Source organism: Ramlibacter pinisoli (genome assembly GCF_009758015.1).
Classification (GTDB): domain Bacteria; phylum Pseudomonadota; class Gammaproteobacteria; order Burkholderiales; family Burkholderiaceae_C; genus Ramlibacter; species Ramlibacter pinisoli.
This window is the reverse complement of sequence record NZ_WSEL01000009.1, coordinates 641,539-660,159: the sequence shown is the minus strand read 5'-3', so window position 1 is coordinate 660,159 and position 18,621 is coordinate 641,539. Positions and strand designations below refer to the sequence as shown.

Sequence of the window (18,621 nt, the reverse complement as noted above, 5' to 3'; positions counted from 1 at the left end):
CTCTGGACGACGGCGGCGGCGATCTTGACTGGACGACGGCGGCGGCGATCTTGATTCTGGCATTGCCGCGCTGCGAGCGCAGCAGGATCAACCCGCGCCGTCCGGTACGAACACGTAACCCACGCCCCAGACCGTCTGGATGTAGCGGGGCGAAGCCGGATCGAGCTCGACCAGCTTGCGCAGGCGCGACACCTGCACGTCCAGGCTGCGGTCGAACGGCTCGAACTCGCGGCCGCGGGCCAGCTGCGCAAGCTTCTCGCGCGACAGGGGCTGGCGCGGGTGGCGCACCAGCGCCTTGAGCATCGCGAACTCACCCGTGGTGAGCGGCAGCTCGTCGCCGTTCTTGCGCAAGGTGCGCGCGCCGAGGTCGAAGGCGAAGGGGCCGAAGGTGACCACCTCGTTCTCGCTGGACGGCGCGCCCGGGGCTTCCTGCGCGGGGCGGCGGCGCAGCACCGCGTGCACCCGGGCCAGCAGCTCGCGCGGGTTGAACGGTTTGCCGAGGTAGTCGTCGGCGCCGACCTCGAGGCCGACGATGCGGTCCACGTCCTCGCCCTTGGCCGTGAGCATGATGATGGGGGTGCGGTCGTTGGCGGCCCGCAGCCGGCGGCAGATGGACAGCCCATCCTCGCCCGGCATCATGAGATCGAGAACGATGAGGTCGGCGGTCTCCCGCAGCATCAGGCGGTTGAGCGCCTTTCCGTCCTCGGCCAGGATGACCTCGAAGCCTTCCTGGGTCAGGTACCGCCTGAGCAGGTCGCGGATGCGCGCATCGTCATCGACCACGAGGATCTTGTCAGTGCGGGCTGCAGCTTGTGTCATGTTGGTCCAAACGTATTTGTAACAGCGCCGATTCTGAAGGAGGCTGCCAGCAACCGTGCGGGAATCCCCGGGAGCTCTGACACACTGTTACAGAAGTTGCGGCAGCTGGGACCGGATCACTTGGCCGCGGTCCACGGCCGCGCTGGGCCGCCCGTTGACACTGCCATGATGCGTCGAATCACCCGTCCCCTGGCCCTCGCGGCCTGCCTCGCCACCACCGCCTCCTGGGCCGCCGCGCAGGTGCTGCCGGTCCCCGAAAACGTCGTGCAGCTGGCCGCCAGCGCGACCGTCGAAGTCCCGCAGGACCTCCTGGTCCTGCAGTTGCAGGCCACCCGCGAGGGCAGCGATGCCGCGCAGGTGCAGTCGCAGTTGAAGGCGGTGCTGGAGGCGGCGCTGGCCGATGCCCGCCGCTCGGCGCAGCCGGGCCAGCTGGACGTGCGCACCGGAGCCTTCACCGTGGGTCCGCGCCATGGCCGCGATGGGCGCATCAGCGCCTGGCAGGGCACGGCCGAGCTCATCCTCGAAGGCACGGACTTCGCGCGCATGGGGCAACTGGCCGGTCGCCTGCCGGGCATGGCCGTGTCGTCGTCGAGCTTCCGGCTGAGCCGTCCTGCGCGCGAGGCGGCGGAACGTGAGGCGCAGGGCCAGGCCGTGTCGGCCTTCCGTGCTCGCGCGGCGGAGCTGGCCAAGGGCTTCGGCTTTCCGGCGTACACCCTGCGCGAAGTCTCCGTCCAGGCGCTGGACCAGGGCCTGCCGCCGCGCCCGCGCGTGATGGCGATGGAGGCCAAGGCGGCCGGCGACGCCCCGGTGCCGCTCGAGGCGGGCAAGGCCAACGTGGTCGTCAACGTCTCCGGTTCCGTCCAGTTGCGCTGAGGTCACGCCGCCGTCCGACACGGAGCCACCACCCGGCCCTCCTAAGCTGGGCCGGATGCAGGCCGCGCAAGCCGACGACATTTCCGCCGACACCGTGGCGGGCCAGGTACCCGAACTGTTGGTGGTGTCCAACCCGGGTTCGGGCGCACAGGATGGCCAGGCCCGGCGCGAGGCGCTGGCTACGGTGTTCCGTGAGCAAGGCCGTGCCTTCCGGTTCATCGACGTCGACGGGCCGGGTGACCTGGAGGAGGCGAGCCGGCGTGCCGCCGAGGAAGCGCGGGGCCGCAAGGGCGTGATCGTCGCCGTCGGCGGCGACGGCACCATCAACACGGTGGCCCAGGCGGCGTGGCGGGCCGGCTGCGCGCTCGGCGTCCTGCCGCAAGGCACCTTCAACCTGTTCGGCCGCGACCACGGCATCGCGCAGGACCTGGAGCAGGCGGCCCGCATGCTGCTGCGGGCACGGCCCCGTCCGGTGGCGGTGGGCGAGGTCAATGGCCGGCTGTTCCTGGTGAACGCCAGTGTCGGGCTCTATCCGCAGTTGCTGGAGGACCGGGAGGTCTTCAAGCAGCAGTTCGGGCGCCGCCGCTGGGTGGCGGTGCTGGCCGGCCTGGTGACCATCTTCGAATGGCGTCGGCAGCTGACGCTGGAATTCGAGCGCGACGGCCAGGCGGTCGTGGTGCGCACGCCGACCCTGTTCGTCGGCAACAACCGCCTGCAGCTCGAGCGCATCGGCCTGCCGGCCGAGGTAGTGGCCCGGGTCGGGGAGGGCGAACTCGCGGCGGTCATGGCCCGACCCATCGGCACCGGGCGCATGGTGCTGCTGATGCTGCGCGGCGCGATCGGCCGGCTGGGCGAGGCCGAGCAGGTGGACAGCTTCGCGTTCCGTTCGCTCACCGTGAAGGTGGTGGGCATGCGCAAGCTCAAGCTGGCCGCGGACGGCGAAGTCGGCGTGATGGCACCGCCGCTGCGGTTTTCGGTCGCATCGCGCCCGTTGCTGCTGATGGTGCCGCGCGACGAGGACCGGGTACCCGTGGCGTGAGCCTGCTGCTGCACCTGTCGGACACCCACTTCGGCACCGAACTGCCGCACGTGGTGCAGGCGCTGCTGGCGCTGGCGCACCAGCGGCGCCCCGACGTGCTGGTGTTCAGCGGCGACATCACCCAGCGCGCCCAGGTGTCCCAGTTCGAGGCGGCCCGGCAGTTCTGCCGCGACCTGGGCATTGCGCGGATGCTGGCGCTGCCCGGCAACCACGACATCCCGCTGTTCGACGTCGCTGCCCGGCTGTTCCGGCCCTACGTCCGTTACCTCGATGCATTCGGCCCGACGCTGGAGCCCGTGCTCGAGACCGACGCGTTCCTCCTCATCGGCGTGAACACCACGCGCGCCTCGATGCACAAGAACGGCGCGGTGTCGCCGGTGCAGGCCGCCCGGGTAGCCAACCGGCTGCGCCAGGCGCGCGGCGGCCAGTTGCGGGTCGTCGTGACGCACCAGCCGGCCGAAGTCGGCCGGCCGGAGGACGTGCACGACCGGTTGCGCGAGGCCGAGCCGGCGCTGCAGGCGTGGTCGGCAGCCGGCGCCGATCTGGTGCTGGGCGGGCACATCCATCTGCCCTACGTGCTGGACCTGGCGGCGCGCGAGACCCCGACGCCGCGGGCGATGTGGTGCGTGCAGGCGGGCACGGCCGTGTCGTCACGGGTGCGGCACGGCACCTCGAACTCCGTCAACTTCATCGAATGGCGGCAGCACCGCGGCGCCGAACGGCGCCACTGCCTCCTGGAGCGCTGGGACTACGACGAGCGGGCGGGGGCCTTCACGGCCGCCTCGACCCGCACGCTGGCGCTGGCCTGAACCGGCTTACTGCGCGGCCCAGCCGCCGTCCATGTTCCAGGCCACGCCGCGCACGTTGTTGGCGGCCGGAGAGCAGAAGAAGACCGCCAGCTCGCCGAGCTCCTCGGGCGTGGTGAACTGCATCGAGGGCTCCTTCTCGCCGAGCAGCTGGCGCGTGGCCTCCTCGTTGCTCCAGCCGTTGGCGGCGGCCTTGGCATCGACCTGCTTCTGCACCAGGGGCGTGAGCACCCAGCCGGGGCAGATGGCGTTGCAGGTGACGCCGGAGGTGGCCGTCTCCAGCGCCACCACCTTGGTCATGCCGACGATGCCGTGCTTGGCGGCGACGTAGGCCACCTTTTCGGCCGAGGCCACCAGGCCGTGCACCGAGGCGACGTTGATGATGCGGCCCCAGTTGGCCTTCTTCATGGCGGGCAGCGCGAGCCGCGTGGCGTGGAAGGCGCTCGACAGGTTGATGGCGATGACGGCATCCCAGCGGTCGGGCGGAAAGTCCTCGACCTTGGCGACGTGCTGAATCCCGGCGTTGTTCACGAGGATGTCGACCTGGCCGAACGTGGAGGCGGCGTAGGCCATCATGGCCTCGATGTCGGCCGGCTTGCCCATGTCGGCGCCGTGGTAGCCGACCTTGACGCCGAGCCTGGCAACCTCGGCCTTGGGGCCTTCGACGTCGCCGAATCCATTGAGCACGATGTTGGCGCCCTGGGCGGCCAGCGACTTGGCGATGCCCAGCCCGATGCCGCTGGTGGAGCCGGTGACGAGGGCGGTTTTCCCTTTGAGCATGGGACGATCTCCGTGGGTGGTTGGTACGATGCGGATGCCGCCGGCAGGGGTTGCCCCCGCCGGAACGCGCGAAGTATCGGACACATTTTCCATGCCCACCCCTACGCTCGACTACGTACCGTGCCCGGACGCCGCCGGCGGCCATCGCATGGCGTACTGGCAATGGGGCGACGCCGCCGCCGGACGGGTGGTCGTCTGCGTGCACGGCCTGTCGCGCCAGGGGCGCGACTTCGACGTCCTGGCCCAGGCCCTGGTGGACCGCAGCCCCGACCCGATCCGCGTGGTCTGCCCCGACGTGGTGGGCCGCGGCCGCAGCGACTGGCTGAAGGATCCCCGCGGCTACGTCCAGCCGACCTACGTCGGCGACATGGTGGTTCTCCTGGAGGCCCTGCACCGGCAGGCGCCGATCGCCGACCTGTCGTGGTTCGGCTCCAGCATGGGCGGGCTCATCGGGCTGGGGCTGGCCGGGAGCCCGAAGCTGTCGCTGCCCTCGCCAGTGCGCCGGCTGGTGCTCAACGATGTCGGACCGGTGATCCAGTGGCAGGCGCTGCAGCGCATCGGCGGCTATCTGGGCCAGACCGGTCGCTTCGAAACGGTCGGGGAGGCCGCGCATGCCATGTGGACCGTGTCCGCCGGCTTCGGCGCCCACACCGCCGAGCAGTGGCTGGCGCTGTCGACGCCCATGGTGCGGCCGCTCGACGGTGGCGGCTGGACGCTGCACTACGACCCGGCGATCGCGGTGCCGTTCCGGGAGGTGACCGAGCAGTCCGCCTTGCAAGGGGCGGCTGGGCTCTGGGCCCTGTACGACGCCGTGAAGGCCCGCACGCTGCTGGTGCGTGGCGCCAGGTCGGACCTGCTGACGCACGACACGGCGCTGGCCATGACCCAGCGCGGCCCGCACGCGCGGCTGGTCGAGATCGAGGGGGTCGGCCACGCGCCCACCTTCGTCGTGCCCGGACAGGTCGACCTCGCCACCGCATTCCTGCTCGAACCATGAAGAGCCTGGCCGCCGAACCCTTGGAGGGGGGCGCGGTTCCGGAGCTGATCGCGGCGACGGAACAGACGCTTCCCCAGCAGGCCAACGCGCTCGCGCGGGCACGGTCGTTCGCCGAGCCCTTCATCGCCGGCGAGACCCTGGACACGGGCGAGAACTCGCTGCAGCACGCCGACGCGGTGGCCGGCATCCTGAAGTCCATGGGAGGCTCGGAGGCGATGCAGGCGGCCAGCTACCTGGTCTATGCGTGCCCCCACCTGAACCGTCCGCAGGAAGTGATCACCAAGGCCTTCGGCGACAGCTACGCCGCGCTTGCGCTGGAGACCAACGACCTGGTGCGGGTGCAGCGCCAGACCCGCTCGGCCGAGGAAGCCGGCCGGCCGGTGGACGACCCGCGGCTGCAGACCGAGAACGTGCGCAAGATGCTGCTGGCGTTTTCGCGCGACCTGCGAGTGGTGATGCTGCGGCTGGCGTCGCGGCTGCAGACGCTGCGCTGGCACGCCGCCCACAAATCGGCGGCGCCGCCCTCGATCGCGCGCGAGTCCCTGCACGTGTTCGCCCCGCTGGCCAACCGCCTGGGCATCTGGCAGCTGAAGTGGGAGATGGAGGACCTGGCCTTCCGCTACCTGGAGCCGGACACCTACAAGCAGGTCGCCCGCCTGCTGGACGAGAAGCGGGTCGAGCGCGAGGGCTACGTCGAGCAGCTGCGCCTGCGGTTGCAGGACGAGCTGCGGCGGCAGGGCATCGAGGCCCAGGTGCAGGGCCGTCCCAAGCACATCTACAGCATCGTCAAGAAGATGCGCGGCAAGTCGCTCGGCTTCGAGCAGGTGTTCGACGTGCGCGCGCTGCGGGTCATCGTCCACGAGGTGCGGGACTGCTACGCCGCGCTGTCATGGGTGCACCAGCGGTTCGAGCCGATCGCGTCCGAGTTCGACGACTACATCGCCAAGCCCAAGCCCAACGGCTACCAGTCGCTGCACACCGTGGTGCGCGACGAGGGCGGACGGCCGATCGAGATCCAGATCCGCACCCAGGCCATGCACGAGCATGCGGAGCATGGCGTGGCCGCCCACTGGGCCTACAAGGAGGCCGGGTCCAAGGGCTACGCCGGCGTGTCGGCGGCCGGCGAGTACGACGCCAAGATCGCCGTGCTGCGCCAGCTGCTGGCCTGGGAACGCGACCTCGCCGGCGCGGCCCGGGGGCTGTTCGACGACCGCATCTACGTGCTGACGCCCGGCGCCGCCATCGTGGAGCTGCCGCAGGGAGCGACGCCGGTGGACTTCGCGTACAGCGTCCACACCAACCTCGGCCACCGCTGCCGCGGCGCCCGGGTCGACGGGGCCATGGTCCCCCTCAACACCCAGCTGCAGAACGGGCAGACGGTGGAGATCGTGACGGCCAAGGAGGGCGGCCCCTCGCGCGACTGGCTGAACCCGGACCTCGGCTTCCTGGCGAGCAGCCGGGCGCGGGCCAAGGTGCGGGCCTGGTTCAACGAGCAGGTGCGCCACGAGACGGTGGCACGCGGCCGCGAGCTGGTGGAAAAGCTGCTGCAGCGCGAGGGCCGCACGGCCATGAAGCAGGTGGACCTGGCGGCGCAGCTCGGGTTCAAGAGCGCGGACGACCTGTTCTTCGTGGTGGGCAAGGACGAGTATTCGCTGCGCAACATCGAGACCCTGCTGCATCCGCCCGAGGCGCCGTTGCCGCCGGACGAGTTCCTGCTGCTGAAGAAGTCCAGGCCACAGGAGAAGCACCCCAAGGGCGGCGTGCTGGTGGTGGGCGTCGATTCGCTCATGACCCAGCTGGCGCGCTGCTGCAAACCCGCGCCTCCCGACCAGATCGCCGGCTTCGTGACCCGGGGCAAGGGCGTGAGCGTCCACCGCACCGACTGCAGCAACTTCCGCGAGATGGCGGCGCGCAACGGCGAGCGGGTGATCGAGGTGGAATGGGGCAGCCCGCGTGGCGGCACCGGTCCCGTCTACCCGGTCGACGTGTCGATCGAGGCGGCCGACCGGCAAGGCCTATTGCGCGACATCTCCGAGGTGTTCGCCAAGGAGAAGATGAACGTGATCGGCGTGCAGACGCAGACCGTCAAGGACACGGCCTGGATGACGTTCACGGTCGAGATCGCCGATTCGGCCCGCCTGGGGCGCGTGCTGGGCGTGGTGGCCGAAGTGTCCGGCGTCCGCTCGGCGCGCCGGCGCTGACCGCCATGGGCACGCTGCTGCTGCGCGACGTCCGGCCGCTCGGTGGCGCTGCGGTCGACGTGCTGGTGCAGGACGGTCGCATCGCGGCAATCGGTGCGGGCCTGGCGGCGCCTGCGGACGCCGTGGTGGAGCAGGGTGGCGGCGGCCTGCTGCTGCCCGGATTGGTCGAGTCGCATACCCACCTGGACAAGACGCTGTGGGGCTTGCCCTGGTACCGCAACGAGGTCGGCGCCCGCCTGGTCGACCGCATCGACAACGAGCGGCGGTTCCGCGCGGCCACGGGGCACGACGCAGAGGCCCAGTCGCTCGCACTGGCGCTGGCTTTCCTGGCCCAGGGCACGACCCGCATCCGCACCCACGTGGACATCGACACCGATGCCGGCCTGCGGCACCTGCGCGGCGTGCTGGCCACGCGCGAGCGGCTGCGCGACGTGCTCGACCTGCAGGTGGTCGCGTTCCCGCAGTCGGGCCTGCTCTCGCGGCCCGGCACCGAGGCCCTGCTGCGGGAGGCTCTGGAGCAGGGCACCGACGTGCTGGGCGGGCTGGATCCGCAGGGAATCGACCACGATGCGGCGCGCTCGCTCGACGTCCTGTTCGGTCTCGCGACCCGCCATGGTGTGCCGCTGGACATCCACCTGCACGAGACCGGCGAGGAGGGCGTGCGGACGCTGCAGGCCGTCCTCGACCGGACGCAGGCGCAGGGCCTGCAGGGACGGGTGGCGATCAGCCATGCCTTCTGCCTCGGCGATGCGCCCGAGGGCGTGCGTGGCGCGCTGCTCGACCGGATGGCCCGCCTGCAGGTGGCGGTGATCACGACCGGGACCGCGTCGAGGCCGGTGCCGTCGCTGCTGGCGTGCCGGGCCGCTGGCGTGCCGGTGGCCGGCGGCAACGATGGGATCCGCGACACCTGGACGCCCTATGGCCGGCCCGACATGCTCGAGCGCGCGATGCTGATCGGCCTGCGCAACAACCTGCGCCGCGACGACGAGATCGCCGCGGCCCTTGAGTGCGTCACCAGCGGAGGTGCGGCGGTCTGCGGCTTCGAAGGCTACGGCTTGGCGCCCGGCTGCGTGGCCGACCTGGTGGTGGTTCAGGCCGAGACGCCGGCCGACGCCGTGGTCAGCCGACCCGTGCGGGATCTGGTGCTCGCACGTGGCCAGGTGGTGGCCCGCGGGAACGGACTTTCGCCTCTGCTACAATCTCATCTCTCAACACCCCAGGCGCGTAGCTCAGCTGGTTAGAGCACCACCTTGACATGGTGGGGGTCGTTGGTTCGAGTCCAATCGCGCCTACCAATCTCGCCGTGCGGCACCATCCGCCGGCACTATTCCCCCAGGAACACGGCCGCCGAGGTGCATCACCTCGGCGCGTTCGCGTTCCATCCGCGGGATGAACATCTGCCGTTGCCCAGGCCATCCACATCCAAGGTGGGTGCGGCCGATTCAGCCCTACCGTGTAGGGAAAACCTTGGGAATGCACGGCCTGTGCCTCCCTAGAATGCATTGATCCGCCCTGCGGCGCCGCCCCGGCGCCACGCTGGTCCGGAGCTCCCGGGAGCCGTCCTCGTGCAAAGCAAGAAAGCCAGTGGCACGCAGCCAACGCAGCGCGTGATCAAGAAGTATCCGAACCGGCGGCTGTACGACACCGACACGTCCACCTACATCACCCTGGCCGAGGTCAAGCAGCTGGTGATGGACAGTGAATCGTTCGTGGTGCGCGACGCCAAGACCAACGAGGACCTCACGCGCAGCATCCTGCTGCAGGTCATCCTCGAGGAGGAGGCGGGCGGCGAGCCGATGTTCAGCGAGGCCGCGCTGGCCAACATCATCCGGTTCTACGGCCACGCGGCCCAGGGCTTCATGGGCAGCTACATCGAGAAGAACATCCAGGCATTCACCGACATCCAGGCCAAGCTGGCCGAGCAGTCCAAGCAGCTCACGCCCGAGATGTGGGCGCAGTTCATGAACATGCAGAACCCCATGATGCAGGGGATGATGGGCAACTACGTCGAGCAGTCCCGGGCCGTTTTCGACAAGATGCAGGAGCAGATGCAGAAGCAGGCCGAGCAGATGTTCGGCGCCTTCGGCATGAAGCGCTGAGCCGGCACCCGCTGCCGTGCGGCCCCGCATGGGCCGGCCCGGTCCCCGGGTATGGGCCTTCTGGGACAATCCCAGGGTGAGTGAAACCATTTCCCCCGACATCTCTGCCGTTCCCAAGGTCGGCTTCGTCAGCCTCGGCTGCCCGAAGGCCCTGACCGACTCCGAACTGATCCTGACCCAGCTCTCGGCCGAGGGCTATCGCACGGCCAAGACGTTCGAGGGCGCCGACCTGGTCATCGTCAACACCTGCGGCTTCATCGACGACGCCGTCAAGGAAAGCCTGGACACGATCGGCGAAGCGCTGTCCGCCAACGGCAAGGTGATCGTCACCGGCTGCCTGGGCGCCCGGGCCGGCGAGGGTGGCGACAACCTGGTGCGGCAGATGCATCCCTCCGTGCTGGCGGTCACCGGACCGCATGCCACGCAGGAGGTGATGGACCATGTCCATGCGCACCTGCCCAAGCCGCACGACCCGTTCGTCGACCTGGTGCCGGCCGCGGGCATCAAGCTCACGCCCAAGCACTACGCATACCTCAAGATCAGCGAGGGCTGCAACCACCGCTGCACGTTCTGCATCATCCCGTCCATGCGCGGCGACCTGGTGAGCCGGCCGGTCGGCGACGTGCTGAAGGAGGCGCGCGCGCTGTTCGAAGGCGGCGTGAAGGAACTGCTGGTGGTGAGCCAGGACACCTCGGCCTACGGCGTGGACGTGAAGTACCGCACCGGCTTCTTCGATGGCCGGCCCGTGAAGACGCGCATGCTGGAGCTGGTGCAGGCGCTGGGCGAACTGGCGCGGCCGCACGGCGCCTGGGTGAGGCTGCACTACGTGTATCCCTACCCGCACGTGGACGAGGTGCTGCCGCTGATGGCCACCGGGGCGGTGCTGCCGTACCTGGACGTGCCGTTCCAGCACAGCCATCCCGATGTGCTGCGCCGGATGAAGCGGCCGGCCAGCGGCGAGCGCAACCTCGAGCGCCTGCAGGCCTGGCGCGCAGCTTGTCCCGAACTGGTGGTGCGCAGCACCTTCATCGCGGGCTTCCCGGGCGAGACCGAAGCGGAGTTCCAGCACCTGCTGGACTTCGTGCGCGAGGCGCAGATCGACCGGGCGGGGTGCTTCGCCTACAGCCCGGTCGAAGGCGCGGCGGCGAACGAACTGCCCGGCATGCTGCCGGCGGAAGTGCGCGAGGAGCGCCGCGCGCGCTTCATGGCGGTGGCCGAGCAGGTGTCGGCCGAACGGCTGCAGCGCCGGGTGGGCGCCACCATGCAGGTGCTGGTGGACAGTGCGCCTGGCCTCGGCCGCAAGGGTGGGATCGGGCGCAGCTATGCCGACGCGCCCGAGATCGACGGCACGGTCCGCCTGCTGCCGCCCGAGAAGATCAGCAAGCAGCTGCGGCCCGGTGAATTCACCCGGGCGCGCATCGTGGCCACCGAGGGACACGACCTCGTCGGGTTGCCGATCTGAACGCGCCGGAAAAAAAGCCGCCTGCGCAGGCGGGCGGCTTCTCGAAGACAAGGCCGGCCTGTGCCGGCAAAGCAAGGCTGGCGAACGCCGGCAAAACAAAGCCGGCATGCTGCCGGCCAAAAAAACAAAGCCGGCGGTGCCGGCTTTATCATCTGCTTGGTGCCCAGGAAGGGACTCGAACCCCCACGATGTTACTCGCTAGTACCTGAAACTAGTGCGTCTACCAATTCCGCCACCTGGGCATCTCAGGAAGACAAGGATTCTAGCATCAAAAATTCAGAACAACGACAGACAGGCCTGCTCGACGAAATCGAAGGCGTGATCCAGGGCCATCGCGACGGCCACGGCTACGTGGTGCGCGACGACGGCGAGACCGATCTCTACCTGCCTCCCAACGAGATGCGCGCGGTGCTGCACAAGGACCGCGTGCGGGCGCGCATCGTGCGGCACGACCGCAAGGGCCGGCCCGAAGGCCGCGTGGTGGAGATCGTCGAGCGCCCGCCACAGCCCATCATCGGGCGCCTGCTGCACGAGAGCGGCGTCTGGCTGGTGGCGCCGGAGGACAAGCGCTACGGCCAGGACGTCCTCATTCCCAAGACAGCGACCGGCACGGCCAAGCCGGGCCAGGTGGTGGTGGTCGAACTCACCGAGCCGCCCAGCCTGTACGGCCAGCCGGTCGGCCGGGTCAAGGAGGTGCTGGGCGAGATCGACGACCCCGGCATGGAAATCGAGATCGCGGTGCGCAAGTACGGCGTGCCGCACGAGTTCACCGATGTCTGCATCGCGATGGCCCGCACCTTGCCCGACAAGGTGCGTCCCACCGATCGCAAGCACCGCGTCGACCTGACCGACGTCCCGCTGGTCACCATCGACGGCGAGGACGCGCGCGACTTCGACGACGCGGTGTACTGCGAGCCGGCCAAGGTGGGCCGCGGCAAGGGCTGGCGCCTGCTGGTGGCGATCGCCGACGTCAGCCACTATGTCGAGACGGGCAGCCCGATCGACATCGACGCCTACGACCGGGCGACGAGCGTCTACTTCCCGCGCCGGGTGATCCCGATGCTGCCGGAGAAGCTGTCCAACGGGCTGTGTTCGCTCAACCCCGAGGTCGACCGGCTCTGCATGGTTTGCGACATGCTGATCGCCGCCACCGGCGAGATCCAGGCCTACCAGTTCTACCCGGGCGTGATGTGGAGCCACGCACGCTTCACGTACACCGAAGTCGCCGCCATTCTGGCCAACACCCGGGGCCCCGAAGCCCAGCGCCGCAAGGACAGGGTGGGCGACCTGATCAACCTGCACGACGTCTACCGCGCGCTGCTCAAGGCGCGCCAGGTCCGCGGCGCGGTCGACTTCGAGACCACGGAGACGCAGATCGTCTGCGACGAGAACGGCCGCATCGAGAAGATCGTGCCGCGCACCCGCAACGATGCGCACCGCCTCATCGAGGAGGCGATGCTGGCGGCCAACGTCTGCTCGGCCGACTTCATCCAGGAGAGCAAGCATCCCGGCCTGTTCCGCGTGCACGAGGGGCCCACGCCGGAGAAGAAGGACATCCTGCGCAACTACCTCAAGGCCATGGGCGTCGGGCTGACCATCAGCGACGAACCGATGCCCGGCGAGTTCCAGAAGATCGCCGAGGCGACCAAGGACAGGCCGGACGCGCAGCAGATCCACACCATGCTGCTGCGGTCGATGCAGCAGGCGATCTACACGCCGATCAACAGCGGCCACTTCGGCCTGGCGTACGATGCCTACACGCACTTCACCAGCCCGATCCGCCGCTACCCGGACCTGCTGGTGCACCGCGTCATCAAGGCCATCCTTGCGCGCACGCACTACACCCTGCCGGCCCTGCCCACGCCCGGCGAGGCACACGAGAAGCTGGCCCGGCGGCTGGCCACCCGCGTCGCGCCGCCCGGCCACAAGCTGAAGAAGCCACCGGCGCCGCCCAGCCGCGAAGTCCAGGCCTGGGAGGCAGCCGGCCTGCATTGCAGCGCCAACGAGCGCCGCGCCGACGAGGCCAGCCGCGACGTCGAGGCCTGGCTCAAGTGCAAGTTCATGCGCGAGCACCTCGGCGAGGAGTACAGCGGCGTCGTCAGTGCCGCCACCACGTTCGGCATCTTCGTCACGCTCGACCAGCTCTACGTCGAGGGGCTGGTGCACATCACCGAACTCGGCGGCGAGTACTTCAAGTTCGACGAGGCACGGCAGGAACTGCGCGGCGAACGCACCGGCATCCGCTACGCCATCGGTTCGCGCGTGCGCGTGCAGGTCAGCCGCGTCGACCTCGACGGCCGCAAGATCGACTTCCGGCTGGTGCGCGAGGGCGAGGACCTGGAAGCGCGCGCGATGCGCGACAAGGGCGTTCCCGCCGGCGGCGGTGCCGGAGCCAAGCGCGCTGCCAAGAAGGCGCCGCGCGGCGTCGAGCACGTGCCGATCAAGTCGTTGACGGCGGCCGTGAAGAAGGCCGCCGCCAACAAGCCCAAGGGCCGCAAGGGGCGGCGCTGAGAGAACCAGGAATCACCAGGAGGCAAGATGAGCAAGAACGAGACGGGCCGGGTGGCCATCGTCACGGGGGCCGGCAGCGGCGTGGGCAAGGCGGCGGCGCTGGCGCTGCTGGGCGGAGGCTGGCGGGTGGCGCTGGCCGGCCGGCGGCCGGACGCCTTGCAGGGCGTGGTGGAGCAGTCGGGTGCCGGCAGCAATGCGCTGGCGGTGCCGACCGACGTCACCGACCCGGCATCGGTGCAGGCCCTGTTCGACACCGTCGTCAAGACCTGGGGCCGCGTCGACCTGTTGTTCAACAACGCCGGCATCAACGCACCCAACACGGCCATCGAGGACCTGCCGATCGAGAAGTGGAAGGCGGTGGTCGACACCAACCTCAGCGGGATGTTCTACACCATCCAGCAGGCCTTCCGCGTGATGAAGGCGCAGTCGCCGCGCGGCGGACGCATCATCAACAACGGCTCGATCTCCGCCCACGCGCCGCGGCCGGGCTCCATCGCCTACACCGCGACCAAGCATGGCGTGACGGGCCTGACCAAGACGGCGGCCCTCGATGGGCGCAAGTACGACATCGCGGTCGGCCAGATCGACATCGGCAACGCCGTGACCGAGATGGCGGCGCGCATGGCCAAGGGCGTGCCGCAGGCCGACGGCGAGATCCGGCCCGAGCCCATGATGGACGTCAACATCGTCGGCCAGTCGGTGCTCTACATGGCCAACCTGCCGCCCGAGGCCAACGTCCTGTTCCACACGGTGATGGCCACGAAGATGCCCTTCGTGGGCCGCGGCTAGCCGCCGGCGCGCGCCGCCAGGGCGCCCGCCACCAGCGGCTCGCCGGCGGGCCAGCGGTCGGCCAGCTGGCCGTGGCGGAACACCGCCGCCTGCCCGGCCTCGAACGCCGGCAGCCCGTGCGCCAGCAGGGCCGCGATCCAGCCGGCGAGCACGTCGCCGGTGCCGCCGGTTGCCAGCCGGGCACTGCCGGTCGGGTTGATGGCCGGCGGCTGCCCCGGCGCGGCGATCACCGTTCCCGATCCCTTCAGCACCACCACGCAGGCGTAGCGCGCGGCGAGTGCCTGCGCGGCGGCCAGCCGGTCGGCCTGCACCGCCGGCGTCGACGTCCCCAGCAGCCGTGCCGCCTCGAGCGGATGCGGCGTGAGCACCGTCGGCAGCGAACGTTGTGACCGCGCGCGCAGCAGCGCCTGCAGGTCAGCCTGCGCGGCCACGGCGTTGAGTGCGTCGGCGTCCAGCACCAGCGATGCTGCTTGCGGCAGCACCTGGGGCAACACGTCCGCCACCGCGGTGCCCCCGCCGCAGCCGCAGGCGACGGCGAGGGACGGCAGCGGCAGCGAGGACCAGTCCCTCAGCATCAGTTCCGGCAGGCCGGGCGCCAGCCGGGCGGCAGCCGGATCGAGCGGGGCGAGGTAGACCCGGCCGGCGCCGGCATGCAGGGCGGCGCTGGCGGCCAGCAACGCCGCGCCCGCCATGCCCGGCGCACCGCCGATGACGGCGACGTCGCCGTAGCTTCCCTTGTGCGACGCGTGGAGCCGGGGCTGGGCCAGTGGCGGGCCGGCGAGGAGGGCGCACGGCGCCTCGGGGCCGGCCGGCACCTCCAGGTCGTCGAACCAGACCTGGCCGGCCGCGTCGCGGCCGCCGGCCGTGAACAGGCCGGGCTTGAGCGTGAGCAGGGCCAGCGTGTGCGTCGCACGGACGGCGAGACCCGCGCCCGTGTCCGCATGCAGCCCGCTCGGCACGTCGATCGCGAGCACGGGGCGGCCGACACCCGCCATCGCCTGCGCCGCTGCCGCCAGCCCGCCCTGCAGCGGCCTGGCGGCCCCGATCCCGAGCAGCGCGTCGATGCACAGGTCGCAGTCGTGCGGAGGGGCGGGTGCCAGGTCAAGCCCGGCCTGGCGCAGGCGTTCCCACGCGCGCTTGGCATCCGCGGGCAATGCGGCAGGGTCGCCGGCCAGAGTGACGACGGCTTCCTTGCCCCATGCGGCCAGGTGCGTGGCGGCTTCCAGGCCGTCGCCACCGTTGTTGCCCGGCCCGCAGGCGATCCAGATGCGCCGGGCGTGCGGCGCGATCGCGAGGGCCAGCCGGGCCGTGGCCAGGCCGGCCCGCTGCATGAGCGTGAACGGCGGCAACGCCGCCTGCGCCGCCTGTTCGATGCGGCGCGTGGCGGCGACGTCGAACAGCGGCCAGGACCGATCCGGAGCGACCTGGTGCATGGCCGCGATTGTGCGGCGCCGTCAGCCGCGCAGGCGTTCGATGCCCAGCCCTTCGAGATCGAGCAGTGGTTCGTTGCCGCCCATGAGGTCGGCGACGACGCGGGCGCTGCCGCAGGCCAGGGCCCAGCCGCTGGAGCCGTGGCCCATGTTCACCCAGATGCCCGGAACACCCGAGGCGCCGAGCACCGGCGGGCCGTCGGGCAGCATGGGGCGCGCGCCCTTCCATTCCTGCACGGCGGCGCCGGTGTTGGTCAGCTGCGCCGCGCCAGGGAACCAGTCGTGCAGCACCTTGTACAGCGTCTGCAGCGAAGCCTCGCGCTTGTGGCGCAGCCGCCCGCCGATCTCGGCGCTGCCGGCGACCCGCACGCGCTGCCCCAGGCGCGTGATGGCCACCTTGTAGCGCTCGTCCATGAGGGCGCTGCGCGGCGCGTTCAGCGGCTCGCGGATGGGCGCGCTGATCGAATAGCCGTACACCGGCGCGATCGGCACCCGCAGGCCGACCGGCCGCAGCAGGGCCACCGATTCGACGCCGCCGCACACGACCACGGCATCGAACCGCGCCTGCCCCTTGGCCTCGCCCTGCCGCACGGTCAGGGTCGTCGGGGCGGCCGGGTCCAGCGGCAGCACCTCGGTGTTGAATTCGAAGCGCGCACCGACGTCCCGGGCCGCGTCCTTCAGCAGGATGGCGAACTGCCGGCAGTTGCCCGCTTCGTCATCGGGCAGGTGGATGGCCCCCAGGAAGTCGGTGTCGGGGTTGATCGCCGGCTCCAGCACACGGGTCGCCTCGGCGTCGATCTGATGGAACGAGACGCCGGCGTCGCGCAGGACCTGCAGGCCGGGCATCACCAGCTGCTGCTCCTTCTCGGAGCGCAGGAGCACCAGGTAACCCGGGCTGCGGTCGTAGTCCAGCTGCAGCGAATCGGTGAGCCAGTGCAGGCGTTCGCGGCTGTAGAACGCGAGCCGCTGCAGCCGCGCCCGGTTGGCGAGGTAGGTGTCGAGCTGGCAGGCCTGCCACCATTGCACCATCCAGGACAGCTCATGGGCCGACAGCGGCAGGCTGAGCTTGACGGGCGCATGCCGGCTGAACAGGTAGCTCAGCACCTTGCGCGGCATGCCGGGTGCGGCCCAGGGCGTGACGTAGCCGGGTGCGACCATGCCCGCATTGGCGAAGCTTGTCTCCTCGGCCACGGCGCCGCGGCGCTCGATCACGGTGACGGCGTGGCCGTCGGCCGCCAGTTCGTACGCAGTGGTGACGCCGATGATGCCGGCGCCGATGACGGCAACTCTCAAGGACGGGGGCTCCGGGGCAGCGGACCGGTCATTCGCCGCGCGCGGCGGCGAGCTTGGCCTCGGCGGCCAGCGCGGTGTCCAGCAGGCCGTCGTCGTGCAGCGCGCCGTGCCAGAGCATCAGGCCCACGGGCAGCGTGCCGGGGGCGTGGCAGGGAATCGAGATCGCGCAGCCGTCGAGCATGTTGACCACGCTGGTGTTGCGAAGGAGCTGGGCGTTGACGCGGAAGAACGCCTCGTCCCGCTCCGCCCCGGGCGCCACCTGCGCAATGGGCGGGGCGACCATGGGCACGGTGGGCGACAGCACCGCGTCGTAGCCCTGCAGCTCGGCTTCCACCCGGGCGATCCAGGCCGCGCGCGCCTGCACCAGGTCCAGGTACTCCCAGGCCTTGATGCCGGCGCCGCGCTCGATGCGGATGCGCACGCGCGGGTCGTAGCCGATGCCACGGGATGCCAGCAGCTGGCGGTGCCAGGCGTAGCTCTCGACGGCGGCGAAACCGCCGGTGGCCTGGATGGTGCCCAGGTCGTGGATGGCATCAAGCGCGATCTCGTCGACGCGCGCCCCGGCATCGCGCAGGGTGGCGAGGGCCGCGTCGAAAGCCTGGGCCACCGCGGGCTCGAGTCCGTCCAGCATCTGCGTGCGGGCGACCGCGAAGCGCTGCTGCGCGAGCGGCTTGCGCGCCAGCACCACGCGGCGGTCGGCCAGGATCTCGTGCGCCAGCACCGCATCGCGGACGGAGCGCGTCATGGCGCAGACCGTGTCCAGCGTCGTGGACAGGGGCAGGGCGCCGTGCAGCGGCGTGAGGCGCGCCGTGTTCTTGAAGCCGACGATGCCGCACAGGGCCGCCGGGATGCGGATCGAGCCGCCGGTGTCCGAGCCCAGGCCGATGAACGCCGCGCCGGCCGCCACCGAGACGGCGGCGCCGGACGACGAGCCGCCCGGGATGCGCGGGGTAGCGGGGTCGGCCGGGTTGGCGGGCGTGCCGTGGTGGGGGTTGACGCCCACGCCGGAGAACGCGAACTCGCTCATGTTGGTGCGGCCGATGACGGTGCCGCCGGCGGCCCGCAGGCGCGCCACCGCCAAGCTGTCGGTGCTGGTCGGTTTCGCGTCGGCCAGCACGGTGGACCCGGCGGCCGTGACCTCGCCCTCGACGTCGAACAGGTCCTTGACGGAGACCGGCAGCCCGGCCAGCGGCAGCGCCCGGACCCCGGCCCGGCCGGAGGCCGCCTTCGCCGCGTCCTTCTGCAGGGTAAGGAATGCCTTCGAGCAGGTCGCCGACGCAGCGACGGAGACGGCGCGCTCGAGCTCGGCGGCCAGGGCGGCAGAGCCACCCGGCGAGAGATGGTCGCGGGTGGCGATGAGGTCGTTCATGGAAGGGGAGGCGGATGCCCGGTGGTATACTCTTGCGGTTTTGCTGGGCGACGGTGCATGGTGCGCCGCTGGCCGGACAGCGAAACGTAATCGCGAATCCGTTCCATCCAGGTGTCGCGGCGGCCCTCGAGGCAACCGTCGATTTCGGCGCGG

At 70.8% G+C, this 18,621-nt stretch carries 15 protein-coding genes and 2 tRNA genes; 11 read left to right on the top strand and 6 right to left on the bottom strand.

Annotated elements, in window-relative coordinates; all coding sequences use genetic code 11:
* Positions 1–87: 87 nt before the first annotated feature.
* The gene (ompR, locus tag GON04_RS17650; RefSeq protein WP_157399339.1) at positions 88–819 is read right to left on the bottom strand and encodes an osmolarity response regulator transcription factor OmpR; all 732 of its coding nucleotides are present in this window, start codon (positions 817–819) and stop codon (positions 88–90) included.
* A 168-nt stretch (positions 820–987) separates the two neighbouring features.
* Here ompR and GON04_RS17645 point away from each other — a divergent pair, with 168 nt between their 5' ends.
* Genes GON04_RS17645 through GON04_RS17635 form a run of 3 tightly spaced genes read left to right on the top strand, consistent with a single transcriptional unit; the run spans position 988 to position 3,540 of the window.
* Positions 988–1,692 carry an SIMPL domain-containing protein gene (locus tag GON04_RS17645; RefSeq protein WP_157400749.1) on the top strand — a complete coding sequence of 235 codons (705 nt, stop codon included), beginning with the start codon at positions 988–990 and terminating at the stop codon, positions 1,690–1,692.
* Between the two features lie 55 nt (positions 1,693–1,747).
* The gene (locus tag GON04_RS17640; protein ID WP_157399338.1) at positions 1,748–2,731 is read left to right on the top strand and encodes a diacylglycerol/lipid kinase family protein; all 984 of its coding nucleotides are present in this window, start codon (positions 1,748–1,750) and stop codon (positions 2,729–2,731) included.
* Positions 2,728–3,540, top strand: a complete 813-nt coding sequence (locus tag GON04_RS17635) for a metallophosphoesterase (protein WP_181653635.1) — start codon at positions 2,728–2,730, stop codon at positions 3,538–3,540. Before GON04_RS17640 ends, GON04_RS17635 begins: the two co-directional genes overlap by 4 nt.
* Positions 3,541–3,546: 6 nt before the next feature.
* Here the strand turns inward: GON04_RS17635 and GON04_RS17630 are convergent, their stop codons facing one another.
* On the bottom strand, positions 3,547–4,317 hold the full coding sequence (locus tag GON04_RS17630; protein WP_157399337.1) for a 3-hydroxybutyrate dehydrogenase: 771 nt from the start codon (positions 4,315–4,317) through the stop codon (positions 3,547–3,549).
* A gap of 91 nt (positions 4,318–4,408) precedes the next feature.
* Between GON04_RS17630 and GON04_RS17625 the strand changes: the two genes are divergently transcribed.
* From GON04_RS17625 to rimO, 6 genes are all read left to right on the top strand, one after another.
* Positions 4,409–5,314, top strand: a complete 906-nt coding sequence (locus GON04_RS17625; protein ID WP_157399336.1) for an alpha/beta fold hydrolase — start codon at positions 4,409–4,411, stop codon at positions 5,312–5,314.
* Complete coding sequence (locus GON04_RS17620) at positions 5,311–7,515, top strand: RelA/SpoT family protein (protein WP_157399335.1); 2,205 nt, start codon at positions 5,311–5,313, stop codon at positions 7,513–7,515. The genes GON04_RS17625 and GON04_RS17620 overlap by 4 nt, the downstream gene beginning before the upstream one ends.
* Positions 7,516–7,520: 5 nt before the next feature.
* Positions 7,521–8,756, top strand: coding sequence for an amidohydrolase family protein (locus GON04_RS17615; protein WP_157399334.1), 1,236 nt, complete (start codon positions 7,521–7,523; stop codon positions 8,754–8,756).
* Positions 8,734–8,810: transfer RNA gene (locus GON04_RS17610), tRNA-Val, on the top strand. The genes GON04_RS17615 and GON04_RS17610 overlap by 23 nt, the downstream gene beginning before the upstream one ends.
* A gap of 270 nt (positions 8,811–9,080) precedes the next feature.
* Positions 9,081–9,614 carry a polyhydroxyalkanoate synthesis repressor PhaR gene (gene phaR / locus GON04_RS17605; RefSeq protein ID WP_181653634.1) on the top strand — a complete coding sequence of 178 codons (534 nt, stop codon included), beginning with the start codon at positions 9,081–9,083 and terminating at the stop codon, positions 9,612–9,614.
* Positions 9,615–9,690: 76 nt separating this feature from the next.
* The gene (rimO, locus tag GON04_RS17600) at positions 9,691–11,076 is read left to right on the top strand and encodes a 30S ribosomal protein S12 methylthiotransferase RimO (RefSeq protein WP_181653633.1); all 1,386 of its coding nucleotides are present in this window, start codon (positions 9,691–9,693) and stop codon (positions 11,074–11,076) included.
* Positions 11,077–11,233: 157 nt separating this feature from the next.
* On the opposite strand, the gene GON04_RS17595 is transcribed toward rimO, so the two are convergent.
* Positions 11,234–11,318, bottom strand: a tRNA-Leu gene (locus GON04_RS17595).
* A gap of 55 nt (positions 11,319–11,373) precedes the next feature.
* Between GON04_RS17595 and rnr the strand changes: the two genes are divergently transcribed.
* Together rnr and GON04_RS17585 are read left to right on the top strand one after the other, a co-directional pair.
* Positions 11,374–13,587 carry a ribonuclease R gene (rnr, locus tag GON04_RS17590; protein WP_157400746.1) on the top strand — a complete coding sequence of 738 codons (2,214 nt, stop codon included), beginning with the start codon at positions 11,374–11,376 and terminating at the stop codon, positions 13,585–13,587.
* A 27-nt stretch (positions 13,588–13,614) separates the two neighbouring features.
* Entirely contained in the window at positions 13,615–14,376 is a 762-nt protein-coding gene (locus tag GON04_RS17585) for an SDR family oxidoreductase (RefSeq protein ID WP_157399332.1), read from the top strand.
* Here GON04_RS17585 and GON04_RS17580 read toward each other — a convergent pair.
* Genes GON04_RS17580 through GON04_RS17570 form a run of 3 tightly spaced genes read right to left on the bottom strand, consistent with a single transcriptional unit; the run spans position 14,373 to position 18,468 of the window.
* Positions 14,373–15,809: an NAD(P)H-hydrate dehydratase gene (locus GON04_RS17580; protein ID WP_157399331.1), complete on the bottom strand. Its 1,437-nt coding sequence runs from the start codon at positions 15,807–15,809 to the stop codon at positions 14,373–14,375. The two genes, GON04_RS17585 and GON04_RS17580, sit on opposite strands and share 4 nt — an antisense overlap.
* A gap of 21 nt (positions 15,810–15,830) precedes the next feature.
* Positions 15,831–17,099, bottom strand: a complete 1,269-nt coding sequence (locus tag GON04_RS17575; RefSeq protein ID WP_157399330.1) for a D-amino acid dehydrogenase — start codon at positions 17,097–17,099, stop codon at positions 15,831–15,833.
* A gap of 28 nt (positions 17,100–17,127) precedes the next feature.
* Positions 17,128–18,468 carry an amidase gene (locus tag GON04_RS17570; protein WP_157399329.1) on the bottom strand — a complete coding sequence of 447 codons (1,341 nt, stop codon included), beginning with the start codon at positions 18,466–18,468 and terminating at the stop codon, positions 17,128–17,130.
* Positions 18,469–18,621: the final 153 nt, after the last annotated feature.